Below are 14,487 nucleotides of genomic sequence, written 5' to 3'. Positions count from 1 at the left end.
GGCGTTTTGCTGTTCACGGGGGCACGTTAAACACGGGACCCCGTCATGACCCTTGCCCGCCCGCGCCTGATCCTCGGCTCCGGCAGCCCGCGCCGCCGCGAACTGCTGGCGCAGCTGGGTGTCGTGGCCGACGCCGTGCGCCCGCCCGAGATCGACGAGGATCCCCGTCCCGGCGAGTTGCCGCGCCCCTATTGCGTGCGGCTGGCCCTGGAAAAGGCGCAGGCCGTTCAGGCCGAGACCGACGATATCGTGCTTTCCGCCGACACCACCGTGGCGCTCGGCCGCCGGATCCTGGGCAAGCCGGAAAACGCGGGCGAGGCGGCGCAGTTCCTGACCATGCTCTCGGGCCGTCGCCACAAGGTGATCACCGCCATCGCGCTGCGCCGGGGCGACAAGACCTGGCAGCGCGACGTGGTCACGCAGGTCGCGATGAAGGCCCTCTCGAACGAGGAGCTGAACGCCTACCTCGCCTCTGGCGATTGGCAGGGCAAGGCGGGCGGCTATGGCATCCAGGGCCTGGCCGGTGCCTTCATCCCGTGGATCAACGGCAGTTTCACCGCCGTCGTCGGTCTGCCGCTGGCCGAGACGGCCAACCTTCTTCTCGCCGCGGGCTATCCGCTTTACAAGGACATCCCATGAAGGGCCGCAGCATCATTCTAGACCAATGGCAGGGCCGCGAGGCGGCGGCGCTGATCGTCGACGGACGGTTGGAGGGGCTGCTGATCGACGCCGACGGACCGCGTCCCGGCAGCATCTACCGCGCCGTGGCCGACCGCCCGATGAAGGGGCAGGGCGGGCTGTTCCTGCGCACCCCCGACGGCAACGCCTTTCTACGCCAGACCCGCGGCATTGCGCCGGGCGAGGCGCTGCTGGTCCAGGTGACGGGCCGGGCCGAGCCAGGCAAGGCGATCCCCGTCACCACCCGCCTCCTGTTCAAGTCTCGCTACGCCATCGTCACCCCTGGTGCGCCGGGCATCAACGTCTCGCGCCGGATCAAGGACGACGACATCCGCGACACCATCCTCGAGGCCGCGCATGACGCGCTCGAGGATGCGCCGCTGCCCGAGGGGGCGGGCCTGATCCTGCGCTCGTCCTGCACCGATGCCGACGAGGCCGAGATCATCGGCGACGTGGCCCTGATGACCCGCCTCGCGGCGCAGGTCCTGGCCGATGCCGAGGGCGCCGAGGAACTGCTGCTGGAGGGGGACGGGCCGCATGCGCTGGCCTGGCGCGACTGGGTGGAACCCGCGGATGTGGACGAGAGCGAAGGCGCCTTTGACCGGCACGAGGTGGGCGGCATGGTCGAGGCGCTGCTGTCGCCCCGCGTCCCGCTGTCCGGCGGTGCCTGGATGATGATCGAGCAGACCTCGGCGTTGGTCGCGGTCGACGTGAACACCGGCGGCGATACCTCTCCGGCGGCGGGGCTCAAGGCGACCCTGGCCGCCTTCCGCGAGTTGCCGCGCCAGATCCGCCTGCGCGGGCTTGCGGGCCAGATCATCGTCGATCCCGCGCCCTTCCCGAAAAAGGAACGCCGCCAGCTGGAAAGCCTGCTGCGCTCGGGCTTCCGCAAGGATGAGACCGAGACCGTGGTGGCCGGCTGGACCAACCTTGGCCTGCTGGAAATCCAGCGCCAGCGCGATCGCGTGCCGCTGTCAGAGGTTCTGGCATGAGCTGCCCGATCTGCCGCAAGCCGACCGAGGCGAAATTCCGCCCCTTCTGCTCGAAACGCTGCGCCGATATCGACCTCGGGCGCTGGATGGGCGGCGATTATGCCATCCCCTCGACCGATCCCGAGGACATGGAGAAGGCCGCCGAAGCCTTCGAGCAATGGCTGAACGATCCCGAAGCCCAAAAGGACAAGCCACACTGATGTTTTCCGACGCCCTCCTGACCGAGATCCGCAACCGATTTGCCCATGTTGAAAGCTGCCCGTTCACCGGACAGCGCGTTTTCTTCGAGAATGCCGGCGGCGCGTTGACGCTGAACTCTGTGGTGGAAACGTCGGCCCGCTTTGCCGCCATTCCCGACAACCAGGGCCGCGACAACCCGGCCTCGAAGGCGCTGCAACAGGTGATCGACCGCGCGCGCGACGACGTGCGGCGGTTCTTCAACGCGTCCGGCGGGTCGGTGCTGGTGGGCGAGTCCGGCACCGAACTGCTGTTCCGGCTGGTGCGCGACGCCTGCCTTGGCGCGGCCGAGGGTGGGATCGTGCTGGGATCGACCATGGAACATCCCGCCTCGCGCAGCGCCTGCCACCGTTGGGCGGCCGAAAGCGGGCGGCCGCACGTTCTGGTCGCGCATGATGACGCCACCGGCACCGTTACGCCCGAGGCCTATGCCGCCCATGTGACCCCCGACACGCGGGTGGCCACCGTGGTGCACACTTCGCCCGTGACCGGCATGGGCAACGACCTGCCCGCCATCGTCGCCGCGATCCGCGCCGTCGCGCCCGACTGTTTCGTCATCGCTGACGGCATCCAGCACGCCAGCCACGGCCTGATCGACGTGGCGGCGGCGGGTGTCGATGGCTACGTGATCTCGCCCTACAAGGTGTTTTCGCGGCATGGCTACGGTGTCGCCTGGGCCTCGGACCGGTTGACGGCCTTGGCGCATGACTCGCTGGTGGGCGGGCCTGCGGGCAACTGGGAACTGGGCACGCGCGACACCGGCGCCTATGCCACGATGTCCGACGTGGTGGGCTATCTCGACTGGCTGGGCGGGCAGATGTCCGACACGGCAGAGCAGCGCGCGCGGCTGGTGGCGGCGGGCGCCGCGATCAAGGCGCATGAACGCGCGCTGACTGACGCGATGCTGTTCGGCACCGGCAACCTCAAGGGCCTGACAGAGATCGAGGGTGTTCGGGTGATCGGCGGGGCCGAGAACGCGGCGCGCGAGGGGCTGGTCAGTTTCTGGATCGAGGGGCGCCCCTCGGCCGAGATCGTCACGACGCTGAACGAAGAGGGCATCCGCACTCACCTGCGCAAGGCCGATCACTACTCGGGCAATGTGCTGCACCCCTTGGGCCAGGACGATTGCGTGCGGGTGTCGCTGTGTCACTATAATTCGATGGACGAGGTCCGGGCCTTCCTGGCGGCGATGGCGCGGCTGGGCTGACAGGCCTGACAACGGGGAGGACAGCCGATGCAGGTCGATCTGAACGCGGACATGGGCGAAAGCTTTGGTCCCTGGGTGATGGGGCAGGACGAGGCGCTGCTCGACGTCGTGACCTCGGCCAACGTGGCCTGCGGCTTTCACGCGGGCGACCCCGAGGTGATGGCGGCGACGATGCGCGCGGCCACGGCGCGCGGCGTGGGCATCGGCGCGCATCCGGGCTTTGCCGATCTGCAGGGGTTCGGGCGGCGGCGGATGCACCTGCCGGAAAAGACCCTGCGCGCGATGGTGCAATACCAGTTGGCCGCGGCGCTGGGCATGGCGCGGGCGGCGGGGTCCGAGGTGCGGCACCTCAAGCTGCACGGCGCGCTCTCCAACATGGCTTCCGAGGACGAAGGCATGGCCGAGGCCTGCTATGGCGCCGCGCTCGAGGTCGCACCCGAGATCATCGTGATGGTTCTGGCGGGCACGGCGCAGCAGCGCGTGGTGGAAAAGCTCGGCTGTCTCTGGGCGGGCGAGATCTTTGCCGACCGCGCCTACAACGCGGACGCGACGCTGGTCGACCGGCGCCTGCCCGGCGCGGTCCTGCACGAGGCGGGACCGGCGGCCGAGCGGATTGTCAAGATGGTGCAGGCGGGTGCGATCCTGCCCGAGACCGGCGATCCGATCCCCGCCGCCATCGACACGATCTGCCTGCATGGCGACGGGCCCACCGCGCTGCCCATGGCCCGCGCAGTGAGGGTTGCGCTGGAAGGTGCGGGAATCGCTGTGCGCACCTTCGAGGGGCGGCGCGGCGCGTTCGGCTCGCAGGCAGGGTGAAACCCGGCCCTGCGCAGGGTCAGGACCCCGTGGCGCAGGCTGCGATACGGTTCGCCATCGCGCGGATGAGCGCCGGGTAAAGGTCCGCGCCGGGCTCGAGGTCGCTGCCCAGCGGGTCCAGCGTGGCGCGCGGCAGGCCCGCGGCGCCAATCGCCTCGATCAGGCCGGGCCGCGCGTCCGGTTCCACCAGAACGCAGACGGGCTTTGCCTCGGCCACGCGGTCACGCAGCGCGGCAAGGGTCGCGGGTCCGGCGGGGGCCGCCTCGCTGTCGGAAATCGCGCCGATCACCGTCAGGCCGAAATGCGCCTCGAAATACTGGAAGGCGTCGTGATCGACTGCCAGCGGCAGGCCCGCCACCGGGGCCAGGCTCGCCGCCGCTTCTGCCGCTGCCTGATCGACCAGGGCGCGGGCGGCCTCGGCATTGGCGCGGAAGGTCGCGGCGTTCCCGGGATCCTGCTCGGCCAGCGCGGCGGCGATGGCGTTCAGCCACAGCCGCGCATTGTCGGGCGAAAGCCACAGGTGCGAGTCGATGCCACCCGCATGGTCGTGGACATCATGCCCGGCTTCGTCCTTGGCGGCCTCATCGTGGCTGTGCTCGTCGCCATGCTCGTGATCGTCCGCGTGGTCATGCCCGCCGAAATCCTCGGCGTCGCGATAGGGCAGGGCCAGCGTGCCGGGCACGTCCTGAAGGGTCAGGCGCGGCGTGTCGGGGGCCAGCATCTGCAATGCCTCGCCGAGGGAGGGCATCAGTGCGGGGCCGGTCCAGATCACGATATCGGCCTCGGTCAGCGCGCGCGCCTGCGAGGGACGCAACGACAGGTGATGTGCCGAATCGCCCTGTGGCAGAAGGGTCGCGGCCTCGCCAGCCTCGCCCAGGACCAGCGTGACGAGGCTTTGGACCGGGGCGATGTCGGCGGTCACGAGCAGCCCCTCGGCATGAGCAGGCGCGGCGAGGATCAGGCAGGCGAGAACGGGGCGCAGCATGGAATCTCCGGGTGTTATGCTATAACATCGCAGGCTTGATAAGCGTAACAGTATAACATATCAACCCCTCGAATGCGGGGCACCGCGAAGGGGGCAGCATGACGGCCAACGGATTCCACCAGCATGACCACGCGGCCTGCATCGAGACGGTGCTGGGCACGGTCGAACAGGCCTGCGCAGAGGAAGGGCTGCAGCTGACCCCGGTGCGCCGCCGCACGCTGGAACTGTTGCTGGCCGAACACCGGGCGATGGGCGCCTACGAGGTGCTCGACCGGCTGCGGGACGAGGGCCTTGGCTCACAGCCGCCGGTCGCCTACCGGGCGCTGGATTTCCTGACGAAACACGGTTTTGCCCACCGGATCGAGCGGCTGAATGCCTTCATCGCCTGCGCCCATCCGGGCGAGCGGCACGCGCCCTGTTTCCTGATTTGCCGCGCCTGCAACGCCGTCGCCGAGGCGCCGGGTCGCCCGGTGGCCGAGGCGCTGCGCGCGGCCGCCGCTCCGCTGGGTTTCGTCACCGAGCGCGTGGCGATCGAGGCCGAGGGGCTGTGCCCGGCCTGCGCGGTGGGCAAGCCATGAGCGCGCTGATCGAGGCAAGCGACCTGTCGGTGCGGCTGGACGGGCGCATCGTTCTGGAGGACGTCGATTTCACCATCGCCGCGCATGAGATCGTCACTGTGGTTGGGCCCAACGGTTCCGGCAAGTCCACCTTCTTGCGGGCCTTGATCGGGGCGCAGCCGCTGGCCAGCGGATCGGTGCGCCGCGCGCCGGGCCTGCGGCTGGGCTACGTGCCGCAGAAACTGCCGCTGGATCCCAGCCTGCCGCTGTCCGTCGCGCGTTTCCTGTCGCTGCCGCGCCGGGTTCCGGCGCAAGCCGCGGCGCAGGCCTTGGCCGAAGCCGGTGCGGCGGGGCTTGAAAATCGCCAGCTGAACGACCTGTCGGGCGGGCAGTTGCAGCGCGTGCTACTGGCGCGCGCCCTGCTGAACGAGCCGCAGATCCTGCTGCTGGACGAACCGACGCAGGGGCTGGACCAACCCGGCAGCGCCGCTTTCTACCGCCAGATCGAGGCGCTGCGCGACCGCACCGGCTGCGCCGTGCTGATGGTCAGCCATGAATTGCACGTGGTGATGAGCGCCTCTGATCGCGTGATCTGCCTCAACGGCCATGTCTGCTGCGAGGGCCATCCCGAGGTCGTGGCGCAGGCCGAAGCATACCGCGCGCTGTTCGGCACCGGCACGCAGGGCGCGCTGGCGCTCTATCGCCACGAACACCATCACAGCCACGATCACGCCCATCCGCATCCCCATGCGCATGGCGACGCCGACAAGGAACACGCCCATGCTGGATGATTTCCTGACCCGCGCGGTTCTGGCGGCGCTGGGCGTGGCGCTGGCCGCCGCACCGCTGGGCTGCCTGATGGCGTGGCGGCGCATGGCGTTCTTCGGCGATGCCACAGCCCACGCGGCGATCCTGGGCGTGGCGCTGGCGCTGGCGTTGCAGGGGCCGGTGGTGCTGGGCGCGCTGGCGGTGGCGCTGGTCATGGGCTGGGCGGTGGCGGGGCTGGGCGGGCGCGGTCATGGCGCCGACCTGATCCTGGCCGTCGCCTCGCATTCGGCGCTGGCGCTGGGCCTTGTGGCGGTCAGCTTCGTGCCCACGGCGCGGCTCGACCTGTCCTCCTACCTGTTCGGCGACATCCTCGCTGTCTCGGTGGGCGACCTCGCGGTGATCTGGGGCGGCGTTGCCGTCATCGGCGCGCTGGTCGCCTGGCGCTGGCAGGCGCTGCTGCTGTCCACCGTGTCGCCCGACCTTGCGCGGGCCTCGGGAATCGATCCGGGCCGCGAGGGGCGCATCCTGACCGTCGCGCTGGCGCTGGTCGTGGCGGTGGCGATCAAGGTTGTCGGCGCGCTGCTGATCGGCGCGCTGCTGGTGGTGCCGGTGGCCGCCGCGCGCCCCTTCGCCCGCACGCCCGAGGCGATGCTGGCGCTTGGCGCGCTGGTGGGCTGTCTCGCCGCGCTGGGCGGGCTATGGGGATCGTGGACGCTGGACACACCCGCCGGTCCCTCGATCGTCGTTGCCGCGGCGCTGGTCTTTGCCCTGACGCGCGGCGCCTCGGCCCTGCGGGAGAGCATGGCATGACCGCGCAGCTGGACCTGACCGCGCTGCGCCGCGATCTGCATCGCCTGCCCGAGGTCTCGGGCGACGAGGCGCGAACCGCGACCCGCATCGCTGCGTTGCTGCGCGATTGCGGCGCGGATGCCGTGCTGACGGGCCTTGGCGGGCATGGCGTGGCGGGTGTCTTTCACGGCCGCGCGCCGGGGCCGCGGGTGCTGTTCCGCGCCGAACTGGACGCGCTGCCCATCGTCGAGACGGGCGCGGCGCCGTGGCGCTCGACTGTTGCGGGCAAGGCGCATCTCTGCGGCCATGACGGGCACATGACCTTCCTTGCCGGTCTTGCACTACGTCTTGCGAACCGGCCCGCGCGCGGGGAGGTGGTGCTGATGTTCCAGCCCGCCGAGGAGACGGGGCAGGGCGCCGCCGCCGTCACAGCCGATCCGCGCTATGCCGAGATCCGGCCAGATTTCGCCTTTGCGATCCATAACATGCCTGGGCTGGCCCTGGGCTCCATCGCCCTGCATGCGGGGCCGATGACCTGCGCCTCACGCGGGATGGCGGTGACGCTGACCGGGCGCACCGCCCATGCATCCGAGCCGGAAAAGGGCGTGTCGCCCGATCTCGCGCTGACAGAGCTGATCCCGGCGATGAAGGCTCTCAGCCTCGGTGTCGTGACCGATCCGGAATTCCGCCTGGCCACCGTCACCCATGCCCGCCTTGGCGAGCCGGTCTTTGGCATCGCGCCCGGCGAGGCGCATCTCTTCGTGACCCTGCGCGCCGCCCGCGACGACGCGATGGCCGCGCTGGTGGAAGCGGCGGGAGAGCTGGTCGGCGACGCCGCGGCTGGCCATGGCATGATCGCCCGCATCGACTGGCACGACATCTTCGTCGCCTGCCACAATACGCCGGCCGCGACCGACATAGTCCGGCGGGCGGCCGAACAGGCGGGGCTGGAGACGGCCGGCATGACCCTGCCCATGCGTCCGTCCGAGGATTTTGGCGGTTTTGGCGGCGATGGCGTGGATCTCGCCATGATCTTTCTCGGCGCCGGTCAGGACTGCCCGCCGCTGCACGCGCCCGACTACGATTTTCCCGACGCGCTGATCGGGCCCGGGGTGGCGCTGTTCGGCGCGATCCTCGACCGGCTCTTGACCGACCCGGCCTGACCGCGCCGGTCATGGACGGCATCTCGATCCTTGGCTTGAAAGACAACGCCTTGATGACCGCGGCGGTGGTCGACGAGGGGGCTTATCCGGGGCAGTTGAACGGCGTCTCGATCCGGAATGAGAATGCGGCCGTCACGAACCACGGCACGATCCTTGGCCTGGTCAACCTCGGTAAAGGCAATGACAGTTTCACGAACCCCGGCCCGGACGGGCAGGGTGTCTTCGGCGTCGGCTCTGGCACGATCTTGAGCGACGGGTTCGCCATCGCCAGCCTAGACGCCCGAAACGTCATCCTCTGATGCGGACTTGCGGCCCGAGCCTGCCCGGTCTTAATGGTCCGGCATACAGGAGGACCTCGATGACACCGGACCAGTTCCAGACATGGTCGCGCCGCGTGGCGGACTGGGGGGCCGAGTATCGCCGCACGCTGGCAGACCGCCCCGTGCGCCCCGATGTGACGCCGGGCTCGATCCTGGCCGCCGTGCCCGAAACCGTGCCCGAGCAGGGCTGCGGGATGGAGGCGATCTGGCAGGATTTCGAGAGTATCGTCCTGCCCGGCATGACCCATTGGCAGCACCCCCGCTTCTTCGCCTATTTCCCGGCCAATGCGGCGCCGGTCTCGGTCGTGGCGGAGTACGCCGTTACCGCGATGGCCGCGCAATGCATGTTGTGGCAGACCTCGCCGGCGGCGACCGAACTGGAAACCCGCATGATGACCTGGCTGCGCGAGGCGATCGGCCTGCCCGAGTGTTTTCGCGGCGTGATCCAGGACAGCGCCTCGTCGGCGACGCTGGCGGCGGTGCTGGTGATGCGGGAACGCGCGCTGAACTGGGCGGGCAACCGCGCCGGGCTGAGCGGACAGGGACGGCTGCGTGTCTATTGCTCGGAAGAGGTGCATTCCAGCATCGACCGCGCCATCTGGATCGCGGGGATCGGGCAAGAGAACCTGGTGAAACTTCCGGTCGATCCCGCCGATCCCATGCGGTCGATGGACGTGGCCGCCCTGCGCCGTGCCATCGCCGGGGATCGCGCGGCGGGACATGTGCCCGCAGGCGTGATCGCGGCCTTTGGCAGCACATCCACCGGGTCGACCGACCGGCTGGCCGAGGTGGCGGCGGTCGCGCGTGAGGAGGGGCTTTACTCCCATCTCGACGCCGCCTGGGCGGGCGCGGCGATGATCTGTCCCGAATTGCGCGGACCGTGGGCGGGGGCGGGCGATTACGACTCGGTTGTGTTCAACCCGCACAAATGGCTGGGCGCCAGTTTCGATTGCTCGGCGCATTTCTTGCGCGATCCCGAACCGCTGGTCAAAACCTTGGCGATCCAGCCGGAATACCTCAAGACCCACGGCGCGGATGGGATCATCAACTACTCGGAATGGTCGATCCCGCTGGGCCGTCGGTTCCGCGCCTTGAAACTGTGGTTCCTGCTGCGTTTTCACGGGCTCGAGGGGCTGCGGGCGATGATCCGCAACCATGTCGCGTGGAGCGAGGCGCTGTGCGAACGCTTGCGCGCCGAGCCGGGCTTCGAGATCGTTACAGAGCCCATCCTGTCGCTCTGGACCTTCCGGTATGGCGACGACGACACGACCCTGCGCCTGATCGAGGCGATCAACCGCGACGGGCGGATCTACCTGACCCAGACACGGGTCGCGGGGCGGCTGGTCATCCGGTTCCAGGCGGGCAGTTTTTCGATGCGCGAGGAGGATGCCGACACGGCGTTCGAGGTGATCGCGGAGGTGGCGCGCGGACTGTAGGCCCGTTCAGACGCGTATCGGATCGCGCCAGCGGCGGTGCTGCGCGCCCTGATGCACATGCTCCAGGCTCTGGACATTCCCGCCCTGCGCCGCAACTCTCCGCCCCAAACGACGGAGATATGCCATGAACGACAATCCCATCGACCCGATCCTGCTCGACCGGCTGGCCGAAGTCTCGGTCCGCGTGGGTCTCAACCTTCAGGAAGGGCAGGATCTGGTGCTGACCGCGCCCGCCGAGGCACTGCCGCTGGTGCGCCGCATCGCGGCCCATGCCTACAAGGCGGGCGCGGGCGTGGTGACGCCGATCCTGTCCGACCCCGAGGTGGCGCTGGCGCGGTATCGAAACGCGCATGAGGACAGCTTTGACCGCGCACCGAACTGGCTGTTCGACGGCATGGCGGCGGCCTTCGAGGGCGGCGCGGCGCGCATGGCGATCACCGGCGACGACCCGATGCTGCTGTCCGAGGAAGACCCCGAGCACGTTGCCCGTGCCAACAAGGCCAATTCCATCGCCTACAAGCCCGCGCTGGAAAAGATCTCGAACTTTGCGATCAACTGGAACATCGCCAGCTATCCCGGTGCCGCCTGGGCGCGGCGCATGTTCCCGGACCTGCCCGAGGATGAGGCCGTGGCGAAACTGGCCGAGGCGATCTTTGCCGCCTCGCGCGTCACCGGGTCCGACCCCGTGGCCGAGTGGCAGGCGCATAACGCGACGCTGCGGGCGCGGACCGAATGGCTGAACGGCCAGCGTTTTTCCGCGTTGCACTTCCGCTCGGACGGGACCGACCTGACGGTCGGGCTGGCCGACGGGCACGAATGGCATGGCGGGGCCAGCACCGCGCAGAACGGCGTCACCTGCAATCCCAACATCCCGACCGAGGAAGTGTTCACCACGCCCCACGCCGCGCGGGTCGATGGCACCGTGCGCGCGACCAAACCGCTGTCGCACATGGGCACACTGATCGAGGACATCGCCGTGCGGTTCGAGGGCGGGAAGATCGTACAGGCCAGCGCCAGCCGGGGCGAGGCGGTGCTGCACAAACTGCTTGATACCGACGAGGGCGCGCGGCGCCTGGGCGAGGTGGCCCTGGTGCCGCATGGCTCGCCGATCTCGGCCTCGGGGCTTTTGTTCTACAACACGCTTTATGACGAGAACGCGGCCTGCCATATCGCGCTGGGCCAGTGCTATTCCAAGTGCTTCCTCGATGGCGCGAGCCTGTCGCCCGGGCAGATCGCGGCGCAGGGCGGCAATACCAGCCTGATCCATGTCGACTGGATGATCGGAGGCCCGGATACGGACATCGACGGCATCACCGAGACGGGCGCGCGCGTTCCGGTGTTCCGTGCGGGTGAATGGGTATCCTGACCGCTTTCCGCGCGGTTTCCATTGACGCCGCCTGCGGAATGCGCACTTTAGCGGGCCATGACCGGCCAGCCCGCGGCAGATGGGCGCGCCTCAACCAAGGGAGCAATCCATGAAGAAGTTTCTGCTTTCCACCGCAGCAGCATCGCTGCTGGCGGGTGCCGCGTTCGCGGCAAGCCACGCCCAGGAAGCCAAGATCGGCGTGATCCTGGGCTTCACCGGCCCCATCGAATCGCTGACCCCCGACATGGCGGCCGCGGCCGAATTGGCGCTGAAGGAAGTCAACGACAGCGGCAAGTTCCTCGACGGCGTGACGCTGGCGCCGGTGCGCGCAGACTCGACCTGTGTCGACGCGGCGGCGGCCACGGCGGCAGCCGAACGCCTGATCACTGCCGAAGGCGTTAGCGCCATCATGGGCGCCGACTGCTCGGGCGTGACCGGCGCCGTGCTGGCCAACGTGGCGGTGCCGAACGGCGTCACCATGATCTCTCCCTCCGCGACCTCGCCGGGCCTGACCGCCGCCGAGGACAACGGCCTGTTCTTCCGCACCTCGCCGTCCGATGCGCGCCAGGGCCAGGTCCTGGCCGACGTGATGGGCTCGCGCGGCGTGACCGCTGTTGCTGTGACCTATACCAACAACGACTACGGCAAGGGCCTGTCGGACGCTTTCATCGCGGCCTTCGAGGCGGCCGGCGGCAAGGTGACGATCAACGCGCCGCATGAAGACGGCAAGGCCGACTACTCGGCCGAGATCGGCGCTCTGGCCTCGGCCGGCGGCGACGTGCTGGTGGTGCTCGGCTATTCCGACCAGGGCGGCAAGGGCATCATCCAGGCGTCGCTGGACACCGGCGCCTTCGAAACTTTCGCGCTGGGCGACGGCATGTATTCCGATGCGCTGCTGGCCGATCTCGGCGCCGACATGGAAGGCTCCTTCGGCACGGTTCCGTGGTCCGAAGGCGAGGGCACCGAGGCCTTCGGCGCGGTGGCGGCGGCAGGTGGCGTCAACGGCGACGGCCCCTATACCCGCGAGAGCTATGACGCAGCGGCGCTGCTGGCCATGGCGATGATGAAGGCCGGCACGACCGACGCGGCGGGCATCGCGGCCAACGTGCTGGACGTGGCCAACGCACCGGGCGAGCCCATCCTGCCGGGCGAGCTGGGCAAGGCGATGGAAATCATCGCGGCCGGCGGTGATGTCGACTATGTCGGCGCCACCAACGTGGAACTGATCGGGCCGGGCGAGGCCGCCGGCACCTACCGCGAATACACCATCACCGGTGGCGCCTTCGAGACGGTCGAATTCCGCTGAGACGCCTTTCTTGACATCGACAGGCAGCCCGGGCATTGCGCCCGGGCTGTTTTGCATGGGATACCCGGGCATGATCACGGTAGAGAACCTGCACAGGCATTTCGGCGGTTTCCGCGCGGTGGACGGGGCCAGCCTGCGGATCGAGCCCGGCTCGATAACCGGGCTGATCGGCCCCAATGGCGCTGGCAAGACGACGCTTTTCAACGTCATCGCCGGTGTGCTGGAACCGACCTCGGGTCGGGTCACGATGGCGGGCGAGGACATCACCGGCCTGCCGCCGCACGCGCTGTTCCACAAGGGGCTGCTGCGCACCTTCCAGATCGCGCATGAATTCGGCTCGATGACCTGCCGCGAGAACCTGATGCTGGTGCCGCCGGGCCAGTCGGGCGAGGTGCTGTGGAACACCTGGTTCGGCCGCAAGCGCATTGCCGACGAGGAACGCGCGCTGCGCGCCAAGGCGGACGAGGTTCTGGAGTTCCTGACGATCTCGCACCTGGCGGATCACAAGGCAGGGCAGGTCTCGGGCGGGCAGAAGAAGCTGCTGGAACTGGGCCGGACGATGATGGTCGACGCGAAGATCGTCTTCCTGGACGAGGTCGGCGCGGGCGTGAACCGGACGCTGCTGAACACGATCGGGGATGCGATCATCCGGCTCAACAAGGAGCGCGGCTATACCTTCGTGGTGATCGAGCACGACATGGATTTCATCGGCCGGCTCTGCGACCCGGTGATCTGCATGGCCGAGGGCAAGGTCCTGGCCGAGGGCACGCTGGACGAGATCAAGGCCGATGAGCGGGTGATCGAGGCCTACCTGGGCACCGGGCTCAAGAACAAGGAGCAGGTGGGATGAGCGGTTGCGCCGGCTGCCGCCGTCGCCCGGGGGCCGCGCGCCTGCAGCGCGCGGCAGGGGGCTCTGCTCCCCCCGCCGCGCACAGCGCGGCAATCCGTGGGCGAGGGGGCTCTGCCCCCTCGGCGCTGACGCGCCTTCACCCCCGGAGTTTATCTGGCAAGATGAAGATGGGCTTGGTTCATGGGCGGTGAGAACCCTTATCAGGACGACCGGGGCAACCGGGATCGGTCGATCACGGCTGACGGGGCGGGCGCGAGCGTGGACGTGACGCGGCGCGACGGGCCGGTGGCGGTTTCGCCGGGCGGGCCTTTCCTGGAGGGCCGGGCGATGACGGGCGGCTACGGCAAGTCCGGGCCGGACATCCTGCACGGCTGCACCATCGCGGTGGACCGGGGCGAGATCGCGGTGATCGTGGGGCCCAATGGCGCGGGCAAGTCGACGGCGATGAAGGCGCTGTTCGGCATGCTGGACCTGCGCGAGGGGAAAGTCACGCTCGACGGGCTGGACATCACGGCGCTGACGCCACAGGCGCGGGTGCGCGCGGGAATGGGGTTCGTGCCGCAGACGCACAACATCTTTCCGACTATGACGGTGGAGGAAAACCTCGAGATGGGGGCCTTCATCCGCACCGACGATTACCGTGGCACGATGGAGCAGGTCTATGACCTGTTCCCGATCCTCAAGGACAAGCGGCGGCAAAATGCAGGCGAGTTGTCGGGGGGGCAGCGGCAGCAGGTGGCGGTGGGCCGGGCGCTGATGACGCAGCCCAAGGTGCTGATGCTGGACGAGCCGACGGCGGGCGTGTCGCCCATCGTCATGGACGAGCTTTTCGACCGGATCATCGAGGTGGCCCGCACCGGCCTGCCGGTGCTGATGGTGGAACAGAACGCGCGGCAGGCGCTGGAGATCGCCGACAAGGGCTATGTGCTGGTTCAGGGGGCGAACGCGCATACCGGCACGGGCAAGGGTCTGCTGGCCGATGCCGAGGTGCGCAAGAGTTTCCTGGGGGGGTAAGGG

The 14,487-nt window shown here is 69.1% G+C and carries 16 protein-coding genes; 15 read left to right on the top strand and 1 reads right to left on the bottom strand.

Annotation, left to right across the window (positions count from 1 at the left end):
• The first annotated feature begins 45 nt into the window (after positions 1-45).
• The 5 genes from KB874_RS02985 to KB874_RS02965 are packed head-to-tail and all read left to right on the top strand — an operon-like array spanning position 46 to position 3,930.
• Positions 46-639, top strand: a complete 594-nt coding sequence (locus KB874_RS02985) for a Maf family protein (protein ID WP_212535048.1) — start codon at positions 46-48, stop codon at positions 637-639.
• Positions 636-1,670 carry a ribonuclease E/G gene (locus KB874_RS02980; RefSeq protein WP_212535047.1) on the top strand — a complete coding sequence of 345 codons (1,035 nt, stop codon included), beginning with the start codon at positions 636-638 and terminating at the stop codon, positions 1,668-1,670. The genes KB874_RS02985 and KB874_RS02980 overlap by 4 nt, the downstream gene beginning before the upstream one ends.
• Positions 1,667-1,870 carry a DNA gyrase inhibitor YacG gene (locus tag KB874_RS02975; protein WP_212535046.1) on the top strand — a complete coding sequence of 68 codons (204 nt, stop codon included), beginning with the start codon at positions 1,667-1,669 and terminating at the stop codon, positions 1,868-1,870. The genes KB874_RS02980 and KB874_RS02975 overlap by 4 nt, the downstream gene beginning before the upstream one ends.
• On the top strand, positions 1,870-3,114 hold the full coding sequence (locus KB874_RS02970) for an aminotransferase class V-fold PLP-dependent enzyme (RefSeq protein ID WP_212535045.1): 1,245 nt from the start codon (positions 1,870-1,872) through the stop codon (positions 3,112-3,114). The genes KB874_RS02975 and KB874_RS02970 overlap by 1 nt, the downstream gene beginning before the upstream one ends.
• A 27-nt stretch (positions 3,115-3,141) precedes the next feature.
• Positions 3,142-3,930, top strand: coding sequence for a LamB/YcsF family protein (locus KB874_RS02965; RefSeq protein ID WP_212535044.1), 789 nt, complete (start codon positions 3,142-3,144; stop codon positions 3,928-3,930).
• A gap of 19 nt (positions 3,931-3,949) precedes the next feature.
• Here KB874_RS02965 and KB874_RS02960 read toward each other — a convergent pair whose 3' ends face one another.
• Positions 3,950-4,915: a zinc ABC transporter substrate-binding protein gene (locus tag KB874_RS02960; RefSeq protein ID WP_212535043.1), complete on the bottom strand. Its 966-nt coding sequence runs from the start codon at positions 4,913-4,915 to the stop codon at positions 3,950-3,952.
• Between the two features lie 98 nt (positions 4,916-5,013).
• Here KB874_RS02960 and KB874_RS02955 point away from each other — a divergent pair, with 98 nt between their 5' ends.
• From KB874_RS02955 to KB874_RS02910, 10 genes are all read left to right on the top strand, one after another.
• Positions 5,014-5,493 (top strand): Fur family transcriptional regulator, encoded by a 480-nt coding sequence (locus tag KB874_RS02955; RefSeq protein WP_212535042.1) that lies wholly within the window; start codon positions 5,014-5,016, stop codon positions 5,491-5,493.
• Positions 5,490-6,263 carry a metal ABC transporter ATP-binding protein gene (locus KB874_RS02950; protein WP_212535041.1) on the top strand — a complete coding sequence of 258 codons (774 nt, stop codon included), beginning with the start codon at positions 5,490-5,492 and terminating at the stop codon, positions 6,261-6,263. The genes KB874_RS02955 and KB874_RS02950 overlap by 4 nt, the downstream gene beginning before the upstream one ends.
• Entirely contained in the window at positions 6,253-7,050 is a 798-nt protein-coding gene (locus KB874_RS02945) for a metal ABC transporter permease (protein ID WP_212535040.1), read from the top strand. The genes KB874_RS02950 and KB874_RS02945 overlap by 11 nt, the downstream gene beginning before the upstream one ends.
• Positions 7,047-8,192 carry an amidohydrolase gene (locus tag KB874_RS02940; RefSeq protein ID WP_212535039.1) on the top strand — a complete coding sequence of 382 codons (1,146 nt, stop codon included), beginning with the start codon at positions 7,047-7,049 and terminating at the stop codon, positions 8,190-8,192. Before KB874_RS02945 ends, KB874_RS02940 begins: the two co-directional genes overlap by 4 nt.
• Positions 8,193-8,245: 53 nt before the next feature.
• Positions 8,246-8,491 carry a hypothetical protein gene (locus KB874_RS02935; protein ID WP_212535038.1) on the top strand — a complete coding sequence of 82 codons (246 nt, stop codon included), beginning with the start codon at positions 8,246-8,248 and terminating at the stop codon, positions 8,489-8,491.
• Positions 8,492-8,550: 59 nt separating this feature from the next.
• Positions 8,551-9,948 carry a pyridoxal phosphate-dependent decarboxylase family protein gene (locus tag KB874_RS02930; protein WP_212535037.1) on the top strand — a complete coding sequence of 466 codons (1,398 nt, stop codon included), beginning with the start codon at positions 8,551-8,553 and terminating at the stop codon, positions 9,946-9,948.
• Positions 9,949-10,072: 124 nt separating this feature from the next.
• Positions 10,073-11,314, top strand: coding sequence for an aminopeptidase (locus tag KB874_RS02925; RefSeq protein WP_212535036.1), 1,242 nt, complete (start codon positions 10,073-10,075; stop codon positions 11,312-11,314).
• 109 nt (positions 11,315-11,423) lie between these two features.
• Entirely contained in the window at positions 11,424-12,620 is a 1,197-nt protein-coding gene (locus KB874_RS02920) for an ABC transporter substrate-binding protein (protein WP_212535035.1), read from the top strand.
• Positions 12,621-12,690: 70 nt separating this feature from the next.
• Entirely contained in the window at positions 12,691-13,470 is a 780-nt protein-coding gene (locus tag KB874_RS02915; RefSeq protein WP_212535034.1) for an ABC transporter ATP-binding protein, read from the top strand.
• 180 nt (positions 13,471-13,650) lie between these two features.
• Positions 13,651-14,484 carry an ABC transporter ATP-binding protein gene (locus tag KB874_RS02910; RefSeq protein WP_212535033.1) on the top strand — a complete coding sequence of 278 codons (834 nt, stop codon included), beginning with the start codon at positions 13,651-13,653 and terminating at the stop codon, positions 14,482-14,484.
• Positions 14,485-14,487 lie beyond the last annotated feature (3 nt).

The organism is Thetidibacter halocola (assembly GCF_018224955.1).
Lineage (GTDB): Bacteria > Pseudomonadota > Alphaproteobacteria > Rhodobacterales > Rhodobacteraceae > Thetidibacter > Thetidibacter halocola.
The sequence above is the reverse complement of the archived record's forward strand: the minus strand, read 5'-3'. Positions and strand labels throughout refer to the sequence as shown.

Coding starts and splice junctions, on each gene's coding strand:
- KB874_RS02985 (WP_212535048.1), top strand. CDS start 46: ATGACCCTTGCCCGCCCGCGCCTGATCCTCGGCTCCGGCAGCCCGCGC.
- KB874_RS02980 (WP_212535047.1), top strand. CDS start 636: ATGAAGGGCCGCAGCATCATTCTAGACCAATGGCAGGGCCGCGAGGCG.
- KB874_RS02975 (WP_212535046.1), top strand. CDS start 1,667: ATGAGCTGCCCGATCTGCCGCAAGCCGACCGAGGCGAAATTCCGCCCC.
- KB874_RS02970 (WP_212535045.1), top strand. CDS start 1,870: ATGTTTTCCGACGCCCTCCTGACCGAGATCCGCAACCGATTTGCCCAT.
- KB874_RS02965 (WP_212535044.1), top strand. CDS start 3,142: ATGCAGGTCGATCTGAACGCGGACATGGGCGAAAGCTTTGGTCCCTGG.
- KB874_RS02960 (WP_212535043.1), bottom strand. CDS start 4,915: ATGCTGCGCCCCGTTCTCGCCTGCCTGATCCTCGCCGCGCCTGCTCAT.
- KB874_RS02955 (WP_212535042.1), top strand. CDS start 5,014: ATGACGGCCAACGGATTCCACCAGCATGACCACGCGGCCTGCATCGAG.
- KB874_RS02950 (WP_212535041.1), top strand. CDS start 5,490: ATGAGCGCGCTGATCGAGGCAAGCGACCTGTCGGTGCGGCTGGACGGG.
- KB874_RS02945 (WP_212535040.1), top strand. CDS start 6,253: ATGCTGGATGATTTCCTGACCCGCGCGGTTCTGGCGGCGCTGGGCGTG.
- KB874_RS02940 (WP_212535039.1), top strand. CDS start 7,047: ATGACCGCGCAGCTGGACCTGACCGCGCTGCGCCGCGATCTGCATCGC.
- KB874_RS02935 (WP_212535038.1), top strand. CDS start 8,246: ATGACCGCGGCGGTGGTCGACGAGGGGGCTTATCCGGGGCAGTTGAAC.
- KB874_RS02930 (WP_212535037.1), top strand. CDS start 8,551: ATGACACCGGACCAGTTCCAGACATGGTCGCGCCGCGTGGCGGACTGG.
- KB874_RS02925 (WP_212535036.1), top strand. CDS start 10,073: ATGAACGACAATCCCATCGACCCGATCCTGCTCGACCGGCTGGCCGAA.
- KB874_RS02920 (WP_212535035.1), top strand. CDS start 11,424: ATGAAGAAGTTTCTGCTTTCCACCGCAGCAGCATCGCTGCTGGCGGGT.
- KB874_RS02915 (WP_212535034.1), top strand. CDS start 12,691: ATGATCACGGTAGAGAACCTGCACAGGCATTTCGGCGGTTTCCGCGCG.
- KB874_RS02910 (WP_212535033.1), top strand. CDS start 13,651: ATGGGCGGTGAGAACCCTTATCAGGACGACCGGGGCAACCGGGATCGG.